We start from the raw sequence: 18,051 nt of genomic DNA, 5'->3' as shown, positions 1-18,051 counted from the left end.
TGCTTTTTTTATGAAAATATGTACAAATTTAGTAGAATGAACGTATAATTTAAGGAAGATGAACTAATGACTTCTCTGGACTATAAGGGCTTGGCTCAGGCTTTTCTATGTTCGGTTCAAGAATTGCTATTAGATTAAACAATTGTAATATTATAGTGATTTGGATGAATTCACAAAAAGATTTATGTAAAGAGGTAAGACTATCTAATTGATGATATTCTTATCTCTTTTTCTACATTTGTTTCATTGAATATATACTATTTGTTAATAGAAAGGAATTTATTATTTATGGAGAAAATTAAAGTCATTATTGCTGATGATAATTCCTTTATCCGTGAGGGAATGAAAATTATTTTAAGTACATATGAAGAATTTGAAGTTTTAGGCACATGTAATGACGGCAGAGAAGCTGTTCAATATTGCCAAACAGAAGAAGTAGATGTGGCATTATTAGATGTAAGAATGCCAATTATGAACGGGGTAGAGGCAACGAAACTTATAAGTGAACAAACGAAAACAAAGCCGCTTATTTTAACGACGTTTGATGACGATGAGTATATTATTGAAGCGGTAAAAAACGGGGCAAAGGGCTATCTTTTAAAAAACAATGAACCAGATAGAATTAAAGCCGCAATCATTAGTGTCCATAACGGAAATACAGTAATGCAAGATATTGTCCTTGATAAAATAAAGATGAGTCTTGGTGAGAAAAAGGATGAAGTGAAAATTGATACGAGTCTTTTTACAGAAAAAGAGATTAGTATAATGGCGCTTATTGCAAAAGGTTTATCAAATAAGGAAATTGCGAAACAGCTATTTATGTCTGAGGGGACTATAGCGAACTACATAAGTACTATTTTATCAAAAGGAAATTTAGGACATCGGACGAAAATTGCAATTTATTATTTGACGGGGAAAATAGATTAATGGAGAAATGGCTTATTTGCAGTAAACTGGCAATTCTCATTTATATCGGATTGATTTATACATATGGAGATATTTCTAATATCGCCTTGTTTGTTATTTCATTTTTTACCTACATTAGTTTAAACATTGCAATTTATATTATTAAAAAGGGAATTCTTCCATACGTTATTATTTTTTTATCATCCATTCTTACTATTATTGTTCATTTTTATGTTGAACCGTTATTTATCCTATTGTTTGCGATGAATTTTTATGAATTTACAACAGTTTTTTTAAAGAGAAAATTTATATTATACTTGTTTTCATTTCTTCCTTTTACTTTTATAGAAGAGAATGAGCTCCGTTTATTTTACGGGTTAGTTGCGGCACTGAGCTTTATTATTTGTTTTATAATAGAAAAGTTTATAAATAAATCTATTGCTTTAGAAGCAGAACAAGATCAAATGAGGAAGAATATTCAAAGGCTGACGAGAAATCTCCATGAAAATCAGGAGTATATAAAACAGTCAGATTATATGGCTAAATTAGAAGAGAGAAACCGGCTCTCACAGGAAATTCATGATCAGATTGGTCATTCAATGACAGGTGCGCTTATTCAGATGGAGGCCGCGAAACGAATGATTGAGATCGATAAGGAGAAAGCAGGTGAATTGCTGCAAAACGCTATTCATATTTCAAGTGAAGGAATCGAGCATATCCGTTTAACTTTAAAAAACATGAAACCGCCAGTAGAAAAAATCGGTATTAATAAAATGAGATTATTCATTGATGAATTTACTGTGAAAAATGAAGTTAAAACAGTTTTTCTACATAAGGGAAATATTGATATTATTTCGCCGATTCAGTGGAAGGTTATGTACGAGAATATTATAGAAGCTTTAACGAACTGTTTAAAATATTCCGGTGCTACCTTTATTTCTATTGAAATTCATGTTTTAAATAAATTTATTAAGGCAGAAGTAAGAGATAATGGAAAAGGTATTGATAAGTTAAAAAAGGGACTTGGAATTGTTGGAATGGAGGAACGAACTGCTTCATTAAATGGAAAGATGATTATTGACGGTTCGAATGGTTTTTCTGTAACAACATTACTACCGGTTGATAAAAAATGAATATTCTCATCTGAAAGTGATGAACTTCTGCACTATAGAAGTTCATTTTTTTATTTTATTATGAAGAAGAAAGGGAGGATGAGAGGAATGAATGTTTTACAGCTAACAAACTTAACGAAGAAATTTGGGAGTTTTATCGCGGTAGATAATCTTTCATTAACGATAAAAGAAGGAGAAATTTTCGGTTTTCTTGGTTCGAATGGTGCTGGCAAAAGTACGACAATTAATATGATAGCGAGCCTGCTTAAAATGACAGAAGGCGATATTACTGTTCTTGGAAAAGATATAAATAAGGATAGAAAATACGCGAAATTAAATATTGGGCTTGTGCCACAGGATATTGCAATTTATGAAGATTTAACAGCATATGAGAACGTGAGGTTTTTTGCAGGACTATATGGCCTAAGAGGTTCTGAGTTAAATGAAAGAGTACGGGAAGCATTAAAGTTTGTCGGCTTGACGGATAGACAGAAAAGCTATCCGAAAGATTTTTCCGGAGGGATGAAACGAAGATTGAACATTGCTTGTGCGATCGCACATCGACCGAAGCTTATTATTATGGATGAACCGACGGTAGGGATTGATCCGCAGTCAAGGAATCATATTTTAGAGTCGGTGAAAGAGCTGAACAGAATGGGCTGTACGATCATTTATACGAGCCATTATATGGAGGAAGTGGAGGAAGTATGTACAAAAATTGCAATTATGGATCACGGAAAAATAATTGCGGAAGGAACGAAGGAACAATTAAAATCTATTATTACTGATACGAAAGATATGATGATCGAACTGCGTTCATTAGAAAATATTGATTTAGAACAATTAAAAGATATTACAGGAATAAGAGCTATCCAAGCGGATGAAGACACAAGTACGATAAAGATCAATTCAGAATTGGAAGTAAATAATTTTAATAACATTATTCAATATTTTATTTCTAATGATATTGAGATTAGATCATTAGAAGAAAAAGCCCCTAGTTTAGAAACTGTATTTCTAACATTAACAGGGCGAAATTTACGTGATTAATAAAAATAGAAAGGAGGATGAAAGGTGATGAATATTTTCATCATTGCGATGAATGAATTAAGGCGTAATATTCGCGAGGTACAAACATTTTTATTTTATCTCGCTTTCCCGATTGTTTTGATGCTTATCCTTGGAACAGCATTAGCAAATACATTTGATAATGGAATTTCTGTAGACGATATTCATGTTTTATATAATGATAAAGCAACTAATGAAGTATCTCATTCATTTCATATTTTTAAAGAGGAAATGAAGAAATCAGATATTTATTTTCATAAAGCGTCAGCAGGCATAAATGAGAAGGATGCAGTGAAGCAGGGTGATTATGATGTGTATATGGAACTTGATAATAATGGGCTTAATCTGTACGGCAATGAATTAAATACGATTAAAACAAGTATTGTACAAGGTGTGATGCAAGCCTATGTTGATAAATATAATCTCGTTTCTGAAGTGACAAAAATAAATCCGGCCAAAGCAAATGAGGCTCTTAAAGTAAGTACATCTAATGAGTATATAAAAGAAAAGGCAATAAATTCAAAAGAACAGCCAAGTTCAATGGATTATTATGCAATTGTGATGACATCTATGATTGCTTTATTTAGTCTTTATCATTGCTATGATTTATTTCGGAGTGAGAAAACATTCAATATTGATACCAGGTTAATGGCTGCTCCAATTAGAAAGGCTGATATTTTCATAGGTAAGTTAATTGGCTGTTTTATTATAAATGCTGTCAGTATATTAACGGTTTTAACATTTAGTAAATTTGTTTTTAAAGCAAACTGGGGCAACCATCCTTTACTCGTTATTGCTATTTTATTTTCACTTATTTTATTTGGAATCAGTTTGGGAATGGGAATTAGCCATCTTTTAAAAACTCCTGAGGCGGTAACAGTTACTTCTGTTATTATTGTACAACTTGCTTGTTTCTTCGGAGGTGCTTACTTTCCAATGAATGCTTCAGAAGGAGGCACATTAAATATGATAGCTACTCTTTCTCCATTAACATGGACGAATGAAGCAATAAAAAAGATTATTTTTACAGATGATCTAACAGCGGCAGTCCTTCCAATCTCCTTAAATCTTCTGTTAGCTATTATATTATTATCTAGTACAATATTATCGATAAACAGAAAGGAGGGAATATAAGATGAAAGAGCTTTTTTGGCTCATTGCCAATATTTTTAAAATAACATTTAAAGATAAAAAGAATTATATTGTCTATATTGTCCTTCCACTTGTTGGCATTATTATTGCACTCGTTGCATATGGAGGAGAGAAAGAAGAAAAAATCCGGATTGGGATTATTGATGAGGAAAGAACAGAGATCACAGAGGATACTATTTCCTTTTTAGGAAGGCTGGAAACTACCCATATTATTTCTATTAAAAAATCAGAGATGGAAGATACAATTGTATCGGGGTCAGTGGATGCTGTCCTTCTATTTGAAAAAGGATTTTCCAGCAGTATGAAGGAAGGAAATCCGAATCATATTCAAATTAGCTCTATTAGAGGAACAGAGATTACAGGCTTTATAAAAATCTATTTATACAATTATCTTGATAACATTGCTGCAATCGCAAAAGCAGCAAAAAATGAAGCAGAATATAAAGCTATTTATGATAATTATAAGAAATCAAGTTTTAAATTAGTAACAAATGGGCTTCAAGATACATCAAAAAATAAAAAGATGACATATCAATCGATCGGCTTTTTAATTATGATTATGTTATTTGGTGCATGTAATTTATCAGAAATTATTTTGAAAGAAAAGGAAAGAAGAACATATTTTAGACTCTTAGCATCACCGCTTAGCTCTAAACAATATGTATCAGCTAATATTATCGTTAATTTCATTATATTAGCTGCACAGATTATATTGACATTACTCGTAATGACAAAAATATTTGGAATTGATCTTAATATTCCTTTTATAGAAATGCTCGTTATTATGTTATTATTTGCATTAGTTACTGTAGGCTTATCAATCTTAATTGTTGCATTTTCAAAGTCTTCCGCCGCTGCTGGTGCATTGCAGAAATTAGTTATTCTTCCAACATGCCTATTGTCAGGCTGTTTCTGGCCAATGGAATTGATGCCAGAGGCTATACAAAAGGTTTCTGATTTTTTGCCGCAAAAGTGGGTTTTGGCAACGATTATGGAGCATCAGCGAGGAGAACAATTTGGAGATTTATATCTTAATTATTTGATTCTGTTTTCTTTTGCTCTTACATTTTTCCTAATTGCTATTTATAAATTTGGAAGAAATAATAATGTAAGAAATTTTGTGTAAGAGAAGATAATAAAAAGGATAGATAAAAGCAGAAATTGCCGGCTTTATCTATCCTTTTATTATCCGATTTTCTCAGCATCTTTGCGGTGTTCTTTTTAGAATGATAAGCAATTACTGCGTTTTTATTTAATATGTAATCTTTATTTTCTTGTTGTTTTAAAGAAAATGTGATACATTACTAAATAGAGAAAATGACCATAATACTAATTTAGTCAATTTGACTTGAGGTGATAGGATTGAGTGTTGACCGTCAACAATTAATTATCGAAGCGGCGACAAGATCATTTACACAGTTTGGATATAAGGCAACGACGATGGATCAGGTTGCACGTCTTGCAAATGTAGGAAAAGGGACAATTTATACTTTTTATAAAAACAAGGAAGAACTCTTTGATGAGATCATTGTAAGTTTATTAAAGGAGATGCGTACTGAAGCGGAGGAGGCTATTGATCCAAATTTGCCGTTTTTTGAAAATGTCCATCTCGCTTTATACCGTCTGCTGCAATTTAGAAAAAAGCATCAGCTGATGATCAAAATTTTTCAGGAAAGCAGTGAAATGGGAACACCTGCTGTGAAAGAAGTTGTTCAGAAAGTAGAAGAAATGATCTTAGCATATATGAAGCAAAAAGTGATTGAAGCAATGGATAAAGGGGAAATAAAGCAATGTGATCCGGAAATTACCGCATTCATTATGTTTAAACTTTATATCTCACTGATTTTTGACTGGGAAAAACATCATCCGCCATTAGAAAAAGAGAAAATTGCGGAACTGTTTGAATTATATTTTTTGAAAGGATTATTAAAATAATAGTCCTATATTTTTACTATAAAATGACCAAATGGCTAAAATGGTCATTCAGTTATTTGGAGGAATGTCTATGTCATTATTAAAAACAGAATGGAAGAACATATTTAAAAATAAGAAACTATTAATTGCTATTATTGGTGTTATGTTTATTCCATTGCTATATAGTGGTGTTTACTTATACGCCTTTTGGGATCCATACGGGAATTTAGACAGGTTGCCGGTAGCTGTTGTTAATGAAGATACAGGAACACAGTTTGAAGGAAAAAATCTGCAAGTTGGTTCTGATCTGATTGAAAATTTAAAAGAGGAAAAGAAGTTTAATTGGCAGTTTGTTAATAAAGCAGAAGCAGAAAAAGGATTAGAAAATGAAGAATACTATATGATTATTGAAATACCGAAAGAATTCTCAAAAAATGCAGCATCATTGACAGAGGATAACCCTAAGAAATTAGAAATAAAGTATATTCCAAATGAAGGAATGAACTTTTTATCCTCACAAATTGGGGAAAACGCTGTCGTTAGAATAAAAGATGAAGTTTCAAAAACATTAACGAAAACATATGCGGAAAGTATTTTTGAAAATATAGAAAAATTAGCAGATGGAATCGGTAAGGCGAGTGATGGTTCATCTGAAATAAATAATGGGGCAATCGATTTAAAAGAAGGTTCTGGAAAACTGAAAGATAATTTAGAAAAATTGGCTGAAAGTTCGATTACATTTGAAGATGGATTAAAAACGGCATCAAGCGGTTCGGAAAAGTTGACGAAAGGATTGAAAGCATTAGATGAAGGCCTTGGTAAAATGCAGGAAGGACAGAAACAGTTAGCTAATGGTGCAGAAAAGGCGGAAAATGGAGCCGGGCAATTGAAGGAAGGATTATCGACATCATTAGCAGGTATGAAAGAAATGCAAAACAAAGTTCCACAATTAACGGATGGAACGAGTACACTTGTTAAAAAAGCTCCTGAAATCGTGACAGGAACAAAAAAACTGGCTGAAGGAAATCATAATGCTTCTGAAGGTGCAAAACAATTATCAGCCGGGCTTGATCAAGTTTCAACTAAATTAAATGCAAGCATAGAGGAATTAAAAGCATTACCGCTTCCTGAAGAGAAAAAACAAGAACTGATTGCTCTTGCAGCCGGAATTGATCAAATAAAGGAGAGCAGTAAAAATTTATCAGCCGGGTTAGATGAACTAGATAAAGGAGCAAGTACATTAAATAAAGGTGTGGAAAAGCTTCCTGAACAAGCAACCGCTTTAAACAATGGAGCAAATGCTCTTGCAAAAGGTGTTAATGAATTAACAGCTGGGCAGGAAAAACTTTATAAAGGGGCTGGCGATCTGCAATCAGGGCAGAAGCAGCTAACAGAAGGATTAACTACCTTTGGCGAAAAAATTACAGAGGCAAAGGCAGGATCCGCGCAGCTCGTGAACGGTGGAAATGACTTAACAAGTGGTGTGAAACAGCTGGTGGACGGTTCAGCCACTTTAAAAGATGGCTCAACAAAACTCGCAGATGGTTCAAAAGAGCTTGATGATGGTGTAAGTAAGCTTTCAGAAGGAACAGAGGAATTATCAACAAAATTACAGGATGCAAGGGAAGAGAGCAAGGATGCAAAAGGTTCTGATAAGCTTTATGATATGGTAGCAGAACCAGTGAAAGTAAAAGATGAAAAAGTAAATGAAGTACCGAACTATGGAACTGGCTTTGCACCATACTTCATTTCGATTTCTTTATTCGTTGGTGCATTAACTTTATCTATTATTTTCCCGATGAGAGATTCATTTGGAACACCGAAATCCGGTTTCTCATGGTTCTTAAGTAAATTTGGTGTCTTATTTATAGTTGGTATCGTCCAGGCAGTACTGGTTGATAGTATTTTATTATTCATACTGAAAATTGATGTTCAAAACATTCCATTGTTTTATTTATTAAGTATTATTACGAGCTTCACATTCCTTTCGATTGTTCAGTTTTTAGTAACGACAATGGACAATCCGGGAAGATTTATCGGGATCATCATTCTGATCCTCCAATTAACGACGAGTGCAGGTTCATTCCCGCTTGAGTTAATTCCGACTGCATTGCAGCCAATCCATAACTTACTGCCAATGTCTTACTCCGTATCCGGTTTTAAAGCGGTTATTACGAGTGGAGACTACGGACATATGTGGAATCAGGCATTTATTTTAATCGGATATATGGTTGTTATGATGATTGGTACAATTGCTTATTTTGCAATGAAGGTAAGAAAGAATAGAGTTCAAGAAATAGAAGCTTAGAACATGTATTGGATAAATTGCCGATATATTGATAATAGAAAAGAGGCAGGGTTTCCTTTCCCAGCCTCTTTTCTATTACCCTATAAATCTTTAATATTCAAACAATCACAGCATCTGTTCCCATAACATTCATGCTGTTCTTCAATTTCATGTCCACAGTCCATACATTTTTTACGCGGTAAGTTTTTGAAAAATTCAGTTATTTTAATTAACATTTTATTTCCCCCTGCTCATTTAGTAATGTAATTGTATTATAACAGAATATATTAAGTCAATGTTTGTTTTATAACAATAGATGGAAATAATGCAATTTTTTTTAGAATTCGATATAGTGAAATGAGAAAATAAGAAAGGTGATGTGATTGATGAGGCTTACTGTTATAGGTTTTTGGGGTGGTTATCCAGGTGCAAATGAGGCGACTTCAGGTTATTTGCTTGAATCAGGAGATTTTCGTTTATTAATTGATTGTGGCAGTGGTGTACTAGCACAGCTACAAAATAAAATTTCTGTGGATGAATTAGATTCAGTTATTTTATCCCATTATCATGCAGATCATATAGCTGATGTTGGTTCGCTTCAATATGCGAAGCTTATATCTTCCTTTATAAATAATAATCAAAAGATTTTACCGGTTTATGGGCATACATATGACAAGGAAGAATTTGCAAAGCTTACACATAAAAATAGTACAAATGGGATTGGCTATTCACCGGATCAAAAGCAAAAAATTGGTCCATTTACAATTGAATTCTTAAAAACTACACATCCAGTTGACTGCTTTGCAATGCGGATTACGGATGGACAAGCTACGATTGTTTATACAGCTGATTCAAGCTACCAGCAGTCATTTGTTGAGTTTTCTAAAGATGCGGACTTGCTTATTAGCGAATGTAACTTTTATGCGCATCAGGACGGAACAAATGCCGGTCATATGAACAGTTTAGAAGTGGGAGAACTTGCGAAAAATGCAAATGTAAAACAAGTGCTGCTTACACATTTACCGCATTTCGGAAACCATGAAGATTTAGTAAAAGAAGCAGGAACAGTTTATAAAGGAAAAATTGAGCTAGCACATACTTTCTATGAATGGAGCTTGTAAGGAGGATAAGATATGCTATTTATTGATAATGAAGGAATAACAGATCCCCGGATTAATTTAGCAATTGAAGAATATTGTTTAAAAAATTTAGATCCAAATGAAACGTATCTGCTTTTTTATATAAATGAGCCGTCGATTATCATTGGGAAAAATCAAAATACGATCGAAGAAATTAATACTGATTATGTGGAAAAAGAAGGTATACATGTCGTCAGAAGATTATCAGGCGGCGGTGCTGTTTATCATGATCTTGGTAATTTAAACTTCAGTTTCATTACAAAAGATGATGGAGACAGTTTTCATAATTTCAGAAAGTTCACTGAACCTGTCGTTAAAGCATTACAGAAGCTCGGTGTAAATGCGGAATTAAGCGGGAGAAATGATTTAGTAGCAGAAGGAAGAAAAATTTCTGGCAATGCCCAGTTTGCAACCCGAGGAAGAATGTTCAGTCATGGAACATTATTATTTGATTCTGAAATTGACCATGTTGTTTCTGCCTTAAAAGTAAGAAAAGATAAAATTGAGTCAAAAGGGATTAAGTCGATTCGGAGCCGTGTTGCAAATATTAGTGAGTTTTTAAAAGAGGAAATAACGATTGAACAGTTCCGTGAATTGCTTCTCCATTCTATTTTTGAAGAGTCAGAAGAGATTCCTAAGTATACTTTGACAGAAGAAGACTGGAAGAAAATTAATGAGCTTTCAAATGAACGTTATAAAAATTGGGATTGGAATTACGGGAAATCACCTAAATTTAATTTACAGCGGTCCCACCGTTTTCCAGTCGGACAGATCGATGTCCGCCTTGAAGTGAACAAAGGGCTTATTGAACAATGCAAAATTTACGGGGATTTTTTTGGTGTAGAAGATGTTCATGAAATTGAGAAGAAGCTGACAGGTATCAAATATGAAAAGAGTGCAATTGAGGAAGCAATGAAAGAATTAGATGTGAAAAAATACTTTGGAAACATTGAGATGTCTGATTTTGTGAATTTACTTTACTAATTAAAGTGGAATACAGGGACTTTTTCCTTTTATTGAAAACACTTTCATTGGTAATTATTAGTATGTAGATATAATAATTAAATATTACTGTAGAAAAAATAAATCCTTTAAGACTGTGCTTATTTAACGTAGTACAGTCTTTTAAAATTGGAAAAAATAAAAAGTAATAAAATTCTGAAAAAATATTGAACTAAATTTCACTTCATGTATAATTTAATCAATAAAAGCATAAAAGCGAGACAGAATAAAAGCGCTAAATTTAGAGGGGGATATATTGTGAAAAAGGGAATGAAATTAGGTTTAACGACTGCGTTAGCTAGTTTTCTACTTTTAGCTGGCTGTGGTACGAGTGAAAGTGGCGGTTCTGGTTCATCTGAAGATGGCAAGAAAACGTATAAAGTCGGTATTACGCAAATTGTTGAGCATCCATCACTTGATGCAGCAACGAAAGGATTTAAGAAAGCACTTGAGGATAAAGGCTTAAATGTTGAATTTGATGAGCAAAATGCACAAAATGATCAAAATAACAGTCAATCAATTGCGAATAATTTTGTTGGAGACAATGTAGATCTTATTTTTGCTAACTCTACACCTAGTGCGTTAAGTTCATTAAACGCGACAAAAGATATTCCGATCGTCTTCACTTCTGTAACAGATCCAGTTGCTGGAGGACTTGTGAAAAGTATGGAAGAGCCTGGCGGAAATATTACAGGTACGACAGATACACATCCTGATGCAATTCCGAATACAGTAAAATTCATTGCTGATAATTTTGAAGGCAAACGTATTGGAATGATTTACAATTCCGGTGAGCAGAATTCTGTTGCACAAGTGGAACTAGTTGAAAAAGCAACAAAAGGAACAGATTTAAAAGTTGTGAAATCATCTGTTTCAACATCTGCTGAAGTAAAACAGGCGGCTGAATCTTTAGTCGGTAAAGTGGACTTCTTCTACATTATTACAGATAACACAGTAGTATCTGCTTTAGAATCAGTTATCGGTGTTGCAAGTGATAAAGATATTCCATTGTTCGTTGGTGAATTAGATTCTGTTAAACGCGGAGGCTTTGCTGCATACGGCTTTGACTATAATGATATCGGTTATGAAGCTGGTGAAATGGCAGCGAAAATTTTAACTGGTGAGGCGAAAGTAAATGAGCTGCCAGTACAATATCCACAAAACTTAAAGCTTGAAATTAATAAAAAAGCTGCTGAAGAAATGGGTATTGAAATTAAAGAAGAATGGAAAAAGGATGCAGAAATTATTGAATAAAGGTGAGAAAAAATGTTTACAGCTCTTTTTGGTTCTTTTGAATCAGGTTTAATATATGCCATTATGGCACTTGGTGTTTATTTATCGTTTCGAATATTAGATTTTCCTGATTTGACCGTTGATGGGAGCTTCGTAACAGGTGCTGCAGTAAGCGCGATATTAATTGTTAATGGTGTGAATCCATTTATTGCGACAGCTGCGGCACTGGCAGCCGGTTTTATTGCTGGCTGTATTACTGGTATTCTTCATACTAAAGGTAAGATTAATCCGCTTCTTTCAGGGATTTTAATGATGATTGCCTTATACTCTATCAATCTAAGAATTATGGGGAAAGCAAATGTTCCATTGCTTCAAGAAGATACTGTATTTACAATGATCTCCTCTTGGTGGGAAAAGCTTGGTATTGATCAAGGGATGCAGCAATTGTTTGAATCAATCGGCTTAGGTGCATTTGTTCCAAAAACATGGTCAATCGTTATTATTATGCTTATTTTAATTATTATTATTAAAATTGTTCTTGATTATTTCTTAAAAACAGAAGTTGGTCTTGCAATCCGTGCTGTCGGTGATAATGAGCAAATGATTACGAGTTTTTCTGCAAATACAGATACTTTGAAAATTGTTGGATTAGGTATTTCAAATGCTTTAGTTGCATTTTCGGGTGCATTTATTGCCCAGTACAATTCATTCAGTGATGCTGGAATGGGTATAGGAATGATCGTTATCGGTCTTGCATCTGTTATCATTGGAGAAGCATTAGTCGGTACAAAAACGATTATCCGTGCAACATTAGCAGTTATTATCGGTGCGGTTGTTTATCGTCTAATCGTTGCGATGGCACTTCGATGGAATTTCTTTGACACAGGTGATATGAAGCTTATTACAGCATGTATCGTTATCGCTGCACTCGTCATCCCACAAGTAATGGATAAGCAAAAAGAAAAACGAAGAAAAAGCTTACGAAGAAGAGAGGTGTAGATTTTGTTACAGTTAAAGCAAATTTATAAAGTGTTTAATGAAGGTTCTGTCGATGAGAAAATTGCTTTAAACAAACTATCACTCTCTTTAGATCCAGGCGATTTTGTAACAGTAATCGGCAGTAATGGTGCTGGTAAGTCGACATTGTTAAATATTGTTGCTGGAAGAATTATTCCGGATGATGGCGATGTTTTAATAAGAGATAAGAAAATGACAGATGTGAAGGAATTTAAGCGTTCAAGGTATATTGGCCGTGTATTCCAAGACCCTATGGCAGGAACAGCACCGACATTAACAATTGAAGAGAACCTTGCGATTGCTTATTCAAGAATTCATAAGAGAACGTTAAAATCAGGAGTATCAAGTAAAAGAAGAGAATTTTTTAAAGGTCATCTTGAATCACTTGGCTTAGGACTTGAAAATCGTCTTCAAGCAAAAGTCGGGCTTTTATCCGGCGGGGAGCGACAGGCATTGTCTCTTTTAATGGCGACATTTACAAAACCGGATATTTTACTTCTGGATGAACATACAGCAGCACTTGATCCTTCCAGAGCGGAGTTAATTACTAATTTAACGAAGAAGCTTGTGGAGAACGGAAATTTAACGACAATTATGATTACACATAATATGCAGCAGGCAGTGGATCTTGGAAATCGTTTAATTATGATGGATAGAGGACAGATCATCTTCTCATCACAGGGGGAAGAAAAGAAGAAGCTGACGGTGAATTCATTATTAAACGAGTTTTCTAAAATCAAAGGCAATGGTGCCTTATCTGATAGAGCATTATTAGGTTGAGTACAGTTTATACTGTGCTCTTTTTTTATTGTTTTAAAAATAATTTTTATTTTTCTATAGTTAACTAGTTCAATATAATATACAATAGTTCAATATATTGAACTAGTTAACTAAAGGAGAATGAGATGAAATCTTTACAAGTTCAAATTGGAATAAATCTGAAGAAAATACGAAAGCTCAGGGGCTATAGTTTAGATCAGCTTTCAGGCTTAAGCAGTGTCAGTAAAGGGATGCTTGCCCAAATTGAAAAGGGAGAATCGAGTCCTACAGTAAATACATTATGGAAAATTGCCAATGGTCTTCAAGTTTCTTTTTCTTCGCTAATAGAGGAAAAACAATCAAATGTATCTGTTGTTCGTTTAGAAGATAAAAAACCGCTAACAGAGGATGGAGAATTATATCAGGTGTATCCGTTTTTTCCGTTCGATTCTTCCAAGAAATTTGAAATCTATTTTGTTGAATTACAGCCAGGCTGCAGACATTGTTCAGAACGCCATCATGACAGTGTGGAAGAATATATTTTAGTTTGTGATGGAGAAGTTACCATTCGTATTGGAGAACAGTCCTATAAATTGAAAAAAGCTGAATCTATCCATTTTCAGGCTAATGATGACCATACATATGAAAATGAAACCAATCAAATAACGAGTTTTTACAATGTGATTTTTTACCCGTAAAGGAGAATTGATAATTAATGGCATCAGTGACATCAGCATCATTAGAAAAAAAGCAATCAAACTTTGTTCATGGGCTTCAAGCAGGAATCAGTATTGCGATTGGCTATATGCCAGCAGCCCTTACATTTGGACTTTTAGCAAAATCAACAGGACTGACATTATATGAAACGGTACTTACGAGTCTTATTGTTTTTGCAGGTGCAGCACAGTATATCTTTTTAAGCTTGCTTGCAGTTGGAACAGGAGCAATTGAAATAATTTTTACTACTTTCATTGTTAATATCCGTCACTTTCTTATGTCAGCATCTTTGAGCGAGAAGATAGAAAGTGATCATTTATGGAAAAAAGCATTGTATTCATTTGGTTTAACGGATGAAACATTTTCGGTTGCTTCACTCAAAAGCGGAAAAGTAACAACGGGATATATGTTCGGTCTCATTTTTATTTCCTACTCAAGCTGGGTTATTAATTCGGGACTTGGGCATGTTATTGGCGCAAGCCTTCCGAAAATTATTCAAGAAAGCATGTCTATTGCTTTATATGCGATGTTTATCGGCTTATTAATTCCAACGTTGAAAAAGCAAAGAAAAGTATTATTTTTAGCAGTGACAGCAGCAGTATTTAATTCAATCTGTGTGGCAACCGGCTACATTTCAACAGGCTGGGGAATTGTTATTTCGACGATTGCGGCAGCGGTGCTTATTGAATTTATTTATTTGAAGGGAGTACGGAATCATGTTGAATAGTTCTATTATTCTTATTATTATAGGTATGGGAATTGTTACATATATTCCGAGAATGATCCCACTTGTCTTTTTAAGTGAAATAAAGCTGCCCGATTTTTTACAAAATGTATTAAAAAACGTACCGTATGCAGCACTTGGCACTTTAATTATTCCAGGTGTCTTTTTCATGAACGATGATATTTGGTTTGGAATAATAGGGGCATTAACTGCCGTTATTGCTGCCTATTTCGGTGCAAATGTCATTATCGTTGTAATGAGTGCAATTGGTGTATTAGCCATATATGGATTTCTATTTTAAATGCATGTTCTAATCATAACGAGTAATAACTAAACTAATAAAAAAGCTTGTTTACAGATGGAGGAATGATATGCGTAAACTGCTGACGATGTCTGTACTCGTTTATTTTTTATATGGTTTGTTCATATATTTGTATCTATTTCATTTTACAAGTTCTGGCGTCCCTCCTCAGTATGCCGGTTCGCTGGCGGATCCTGAGACATTTATGGATGGAAGAGAATTATTATTGTCTGAAGAATATTCCAAAATTAAAAACTTTCTTTTTTTTGTTACAACACCTTTTGAATGGTTTCTGTTTTTAATTATTTTAGTAACAGGCCTGTCGAGGAAGATGAGCGGCTGGGCAAAGGGAATATCAAAGTTCTCTATCGTTCAGACAGCTGTTTATTTATTTTGGCTGACGCTATTCGTAACAATCTTATCTTTCCCTATTGAATGGGGAGGCTATAAGATTTCAACTGCATATCAAATTACAACACAAGTATTTTCTTCCTGGATGAAAGACCAGCTCATTGATTTTTGGGTGAATTATTTGTTAATGATTATCATTGTGACAGTGTTATATTTTTTCATTCGAAAGTCTGCAAAAAGATGGTGGCTGTATACCTGGCTTTTATCAATCCCTTTTTCATTTTTTCTAATGTTCGTTCAGCCGGTATTAATTGATCCTCTTTATAATGATTTTTATCCATTAAAAGATAAGGAATTGGAAGCGAAAATTTTAGCATTGGTGGATAAGGCAGACATACCTGCTAAACATGTGTATGAAGTAAATATGTCAGAGAAGACGAATGCACTCAATGCTTATGTAACAGGGGTCGGATCGAATTCCCGAATTGTTTTGTGGGATACGACGTTGGAGCGGCTCAATGATGATGAGATTTTATTTATTATGGCGCATGAGATGGGCCATTACGTGATGAAGCATATTTATGTCGGGATTGCAGGTTATTTAATACTTAGTCTTGGAGCTTTATTTCTTATTGATAAACTAATGACAGTTATCATTGAAAAATGGGGAACGAGGCTTAATATAAAGGGTAAACAGGAGATTAGTTCTTTACCATTGTTTTTGATGCTTCTGGGAATATTAGTATTTGCCGCAAGTCCCTTGTCAAATGCAGTATCAAGATATCAGGAAAAATCAGCTGATATGTATGCGCTGGAACTGACAAAAGATAATGAAGCAGGAATTTATACGTTTCAGAAATTATCAAAGGCGAGTCTAAGTCAAGTGAACCCGCCACAATTAGTGAAGATTTTCCGTTACGGACATCCAACGATCTTTGAGAGGATTCAGTATTTAGAAAAGTATGAGGAATGATCAAATACTAGAGAGAATTGAAAAGAAAAGAACCGTCCTGTAAAAGGGACGGTTCTTAAACAATTTTTCTCAGTTTTTTATATTCTTCTGATAAACGTAAAAACGCTTCACGGTCATAACGGTCAAGTGCATCATTTATTTTGGCTTCTAACAACATCTTGCGGCGCAGTAATATAGCTTCATCTAAAACCATTTGGATATACATATCCAATACTGCATTTTCTGCCTGATCTTTGTTGTTCATACGGGAATTCATGATATCGGTGGACGATTTCTTATTTTTCATGAAATATCACCCCTGATGCCTTTTTTATATTATATGGAGGTGGTAAGGAAAAATCAACCAATGTTTTTATAATTTTATGAAAATTTTTTATGAATAAAAACACCAATTTGGACATACTAGAAAAAAGGAGTGAGTATCTTAAAATGTATAATTATGATGAATTAGAAGCAGAATTGCCATCAACACCGCTTAATCCACAAATGAATGTAGCCTCAAGTCGGATATTTTCTTTAAATGCCTATGTTAATGGTATAAAGGAGATAACTTCGGCGATAAATAAAGTGCCGACTCAGCAAATAAAAGAATGACTTCTTTACAGCAATGTTAAGGAAGTCATTCTTTTATTTATTTTATGTAAATATATAGAAAACGATGGCGGAATATGTTAGATTAAGGTTGGTACTAATTACCTAGCGATGAGGTGAGTAATATGATAGATGATTACAAAGTTAATCGGATGACCATGGCAATTTTACCACAGATTGAGGGAACAAAGCTTTTTTCGACTGTTTTTGAAGCAGAACAGGAATTTACAGTAAAGAAGAAACCAATTCATTTAATTGAAGGAAGTTGTGCCTACTTTGGAAGCAGCTACGAAGGCAGGAAGGATGGCACTAGAGAACTGATGGGTGTTACACATAAATCCCCTATTGTTATTGACCCGACAAGCTCGATTTACTTCTTCCCAACCACTTCCCCAACCAGACCCCAATGTGCTTGGCTCTCCCATGCGTATGTCCTTGAATATAAGCAAACAGGATATGATGATACACAAGTGACTTTTATAGGTGGGAAGACGGTTATTATTCCTATCTCGTTAACTTCCTTTGAAAATCAACTCTTTCGTACTGCTCAATTAAGAACAATTATGTCATCAAGAATTGAAAAGGAGCAACATAAAATGAATATGATGCTTTTTTCAAAAGAAAGTGAAATTCATAAAATTTATAAGCAGATTATAAGGGAATTACATAAGCCTGATTAGTAGAAGATTAGCTTCTCCTTATTTTACTATGATAGATTATTCTGTACATTTAAAGGGAATAAAGGACAATAGGACATTCACTTTAAAGTTTAATCTTGCATCATTTTTAAATTAAACTGAAAATG

20 protein-coding genes are annotated in these 18,051 nt (G+C 33.9%); 18 read left to right on the top strand and 2 right to left on the bottom strand.

Features of this window, described 5'->3' with window-relative positions; all coding sequences use genetic code 11:
- Positions 1–288: 288 nt before the first annotated feature.
- The 7 genes from BFA01S_RS00995 to BFA01S_RS00965 all read left to right on the top strand — a co-directional run bounded on the left by BFA01S_RS00995 (position 289) and on the right by BFA01S_RS00965 (position 8,460).
- Entirely contained in the window at positions 289–927 is a 639-nt protein-coding gene (locus tag BFA01S_RS00995) for a response regulator transcription factor (protein WP_082799796.1), read from the top strand.
- Positions 927–2,039 (top strand): sensor histidine kinase, encoded by a 1,113-nt coding sequence (locus BFA01S_RS00990; protein ID WP_066224744.1) that lies wholly within the window; start codon positions 927–929, stop codon positions 2,037–2,039. Before BFA01S_RS00995 ends, BFA01S_RS00990 begins: the two co-directional genes overlap by 1 nt.
- A gap of 87 nt (positions 2,040–2,126) precedes the next feature.
- Positions 2,127–3,068, top strand: a complete 942-nt coding sequence (locus BFA01S_RS00985) for an ABC transporter ATP-binding protein (RefSeq protein WP_066224740.1) — start codon at positions 2,127–2,129, stop codon at positions 3,066–3,068.
- A gap of 27 nt (positions 3,069–3,095) precedes the next feature.
- Entirely contained in the window at positions 3,096–4,220 is a 1,125-nt protein-coding gene (locus BFA01S_RS00980) for an ABC transporter permease (protein ID WP_066224737.1), read from the top strand.
- 1 nt (position 4,221) lies between these two features.
- Positions 4,222–5,364 (top strand): ABC transporter permease, encoded by a 1,143-nt coding sequence (locus BFA01S_RS00975; RefSeq protein WP_066224734.1) that lies wholly within the window; start codon positions 4,222–4,224, stop codon positions 5,362–5,364.
- A gap of 236 nt (positions 5,365–5,600) precedes the next feature.
- Complete coding sequence (locus BFA01S_RS00970) at positions 5,601–6,173, top strand: TetR/AcrR family transcriptional regulator (RefSeq protein ID WP_066224731.1); 573 nt, start codon at positions 5,601–5,603, stop codon at positions 6,171–6,173.
- A gap of 70 nt (positions 6,174–6,243) precedes the next feature.
- The gene (locus tag BFA01S_RS00965) at positions 6,244–8,460 is read left to right on the top strand and encodes a YhgE/Pip domain-containing protein (RefSeq protein ID WP_066224729.1); all 2,217 of its coding nucleotides are present in this window, start codon (positions 6,244–6,246) and stop codon (positions 8,458–8,460) included.
- Between the two features lie 80 nt (positions 8,461–8,540).
- On the opposite strand, the gene yhfH is transcribed toward BFA01S_RS00965, so the two are convergent.
- Positions 8,541–8,675: a protein YhfH gene (yhfH, locus tag BFA01S_RS21650; protein ID WP_082799794.1), complete on the bottom strand. Its 135-nt coding sequence runs from the start codon at positions 8,673–8,675 to the stop codon at positions 8,541–8,543.
- Between the two features lie 150 nt (positions 8,676–8,825).
- Between yhfH and BFA01S_RS00960 the strand changes: the two genes are divergently transcribed.
- The 9 genes from BFA01S_RS00960 to BFA01S_RS00920 all read left to right on the top strand — a co-directional run bounded on the left by BFA01S_RS00960 (position 8,826) and on the right by BFA01S_RS00920 (position 16,655).
- Complete coding sequence (locus tag BFA01S_RS00960) at positions 8,826–9,560, top strand: MBL fold metallo-hydrolase (RefSeq protein WP_066224726.1); 735 nt, start codon at positions 8,826–8,828, stop codon at positions 9,558–9,560.
- 12 nt (positions 9,561–9,572) lie between these two features.
- The gene (gene lplA / locus BFA01S_RS00955) at positions 9,573–10,562 is read left to right on the top strand and encodes a lipoate--protein ligase (RefSeq protein WP_066224721.1); all 990 of its coding nucleotides are present in this window, start codon (positions 9,573–9,575) and stop codon (positions 10,560–10,562) included.
- Between the two features lie 288 nt (positions 10,563–10,850).
- The gene (locus BFA01S_RS00950) at positions 10,851–11,834 is read left to right on the top strand and encodes an ABC transporter substrate-binding protein (RefSeq protein WP_066224848.1); all 984 of its coding nucleotides are present in this window, start codon (positions 10,851–10,853) and stop codon (positions 11,832–11,834) included.
- A gap of 12 nt (positions 11,835–11,846) precedes the next feature.
- A complete protein-coding gene (locus BFA01S_RS22205) occupies positions 11,847–12,812 on the top strand; it encodes an ABC transporter permease (protein WP_066224718.1) in 966 nt (321 codons plus the stop codon).
- Positions 12,813–12,815: 3 nt separating this feature from the next.
- Entirely contained in the window at positions 12,816–13,610 is a 795-nt protein-coding gene (locus tag BFA01S_RS22200; protein ID WP_066224715.1) for an ABC transporter ATP-binding protein, read from the top strand.
- A gap of 125 nt (positions 13,611–13,735) precedes the next feature.
- Positions 13,736–14,287: a helix-turn-helix domain-containing protein gene (locus BFA01S_RS00935; RefSeq protein WP_066224712.1), complete on the top strand. Its 552-nt coding sequence runs from the start codon at positions 13,736–13,738 to the stop codon at positions 14,285–14,287.
- Positions 14,288–14,304: 17 nt separating this feature from the next.
- Positions 14,305–15,033, top strand: a complete 729-nt coding sequence (locus tag BFA01S_RS00930; RefSeq protein ID WP_066224709.1) for an AzlC family ABC transporter permease — start codon at positions 14,305–14,307, stop codon at positions 15,031–15,033.
- Positions 15,026–15,331: an AzlD domain-containing protein gene (locus tag BFA01S_RS00925; protein WP_066224846.1), complete on the top strand. Its 306-nt coding sequence runs from the start codon at positions 15,026–15,028 to the stop codon at positions 15,329–15,331. The genes BFA01S_RS00930 and BFA01S_RS00925 overlap by 8 nt, the downstream gene beginning before the upstream one ends.
- A gap of 70 nt (positions 15,332–15,401) precedes the next feature.
- Entirely contained in the window at positions 15,402–16,655 is a 1,254-nt protein-coding gene (locus tag BFA01S_RS00920; RefSeq protein ID WP_066224707.1) for a M48 family metallopeptidase, read from the top strand.
- A gap of 55 nt (positions 16,656–16,710) precedes the next feature.
- Here the strand turns inward: BFA01S_RS00920 and BFA01S_RS00915 are convergent, their stop codons facing one another.
- The gene (locus tag BFA01S_RS00915) at positions 16,711–16,941 is read right to left on the bottom strand and encodes an IDEAL domain-containing protein (RefSeq protein WP_066224704.1); all 231 of its coding nucleotides are present in this window, start codon (positions 16,939–16,941) and stop codon (positions 16,711–16,713) included.
- A gap of 143 nt (positions 16,942–17,084) precedes the next feature.
- Between BFA01S_RS00915 and BFA01S_RS22195 the strand changes: the two genes are divergently transcribed.
- Complete coding sequence (locus tag BFA01S_RS22195) at positions 17,085–17,249, top strand: hypothetical protein (protein ID WP_156483496.1); 165 nt, start codon at positions 17,085–17,087, stop codon at positions 17,247–17,249.
- A gap of 122 nt (positions 17,250–17,371) precedes the next feature.
- Complete coding sequence (locus BFA01S_RS00910; protein WP_066224701.1) at positions 17,372–17,926, top strand: competence protein ComK; 555 nt, start codon at positions 17,372–17,374, stop codon at positions 17,924–17,926.
- The last annotated feature ends 125 nt before the right edge of the window (positions 17,927–18,051 follow it).

The organism is Metabacillus fastidiosus NBRC 101226 (assembly GCF_001591625.1).
Classification (GTDB): domain Bacteria; phylum Bacillota; class Bacilli; order Bacillales; family Bacillaceae; genus Metabacillus; species Metabacillus fastidiosus.
This window is presented reverse-complemented; position numbering and strand designations above follow the sequence as displayed.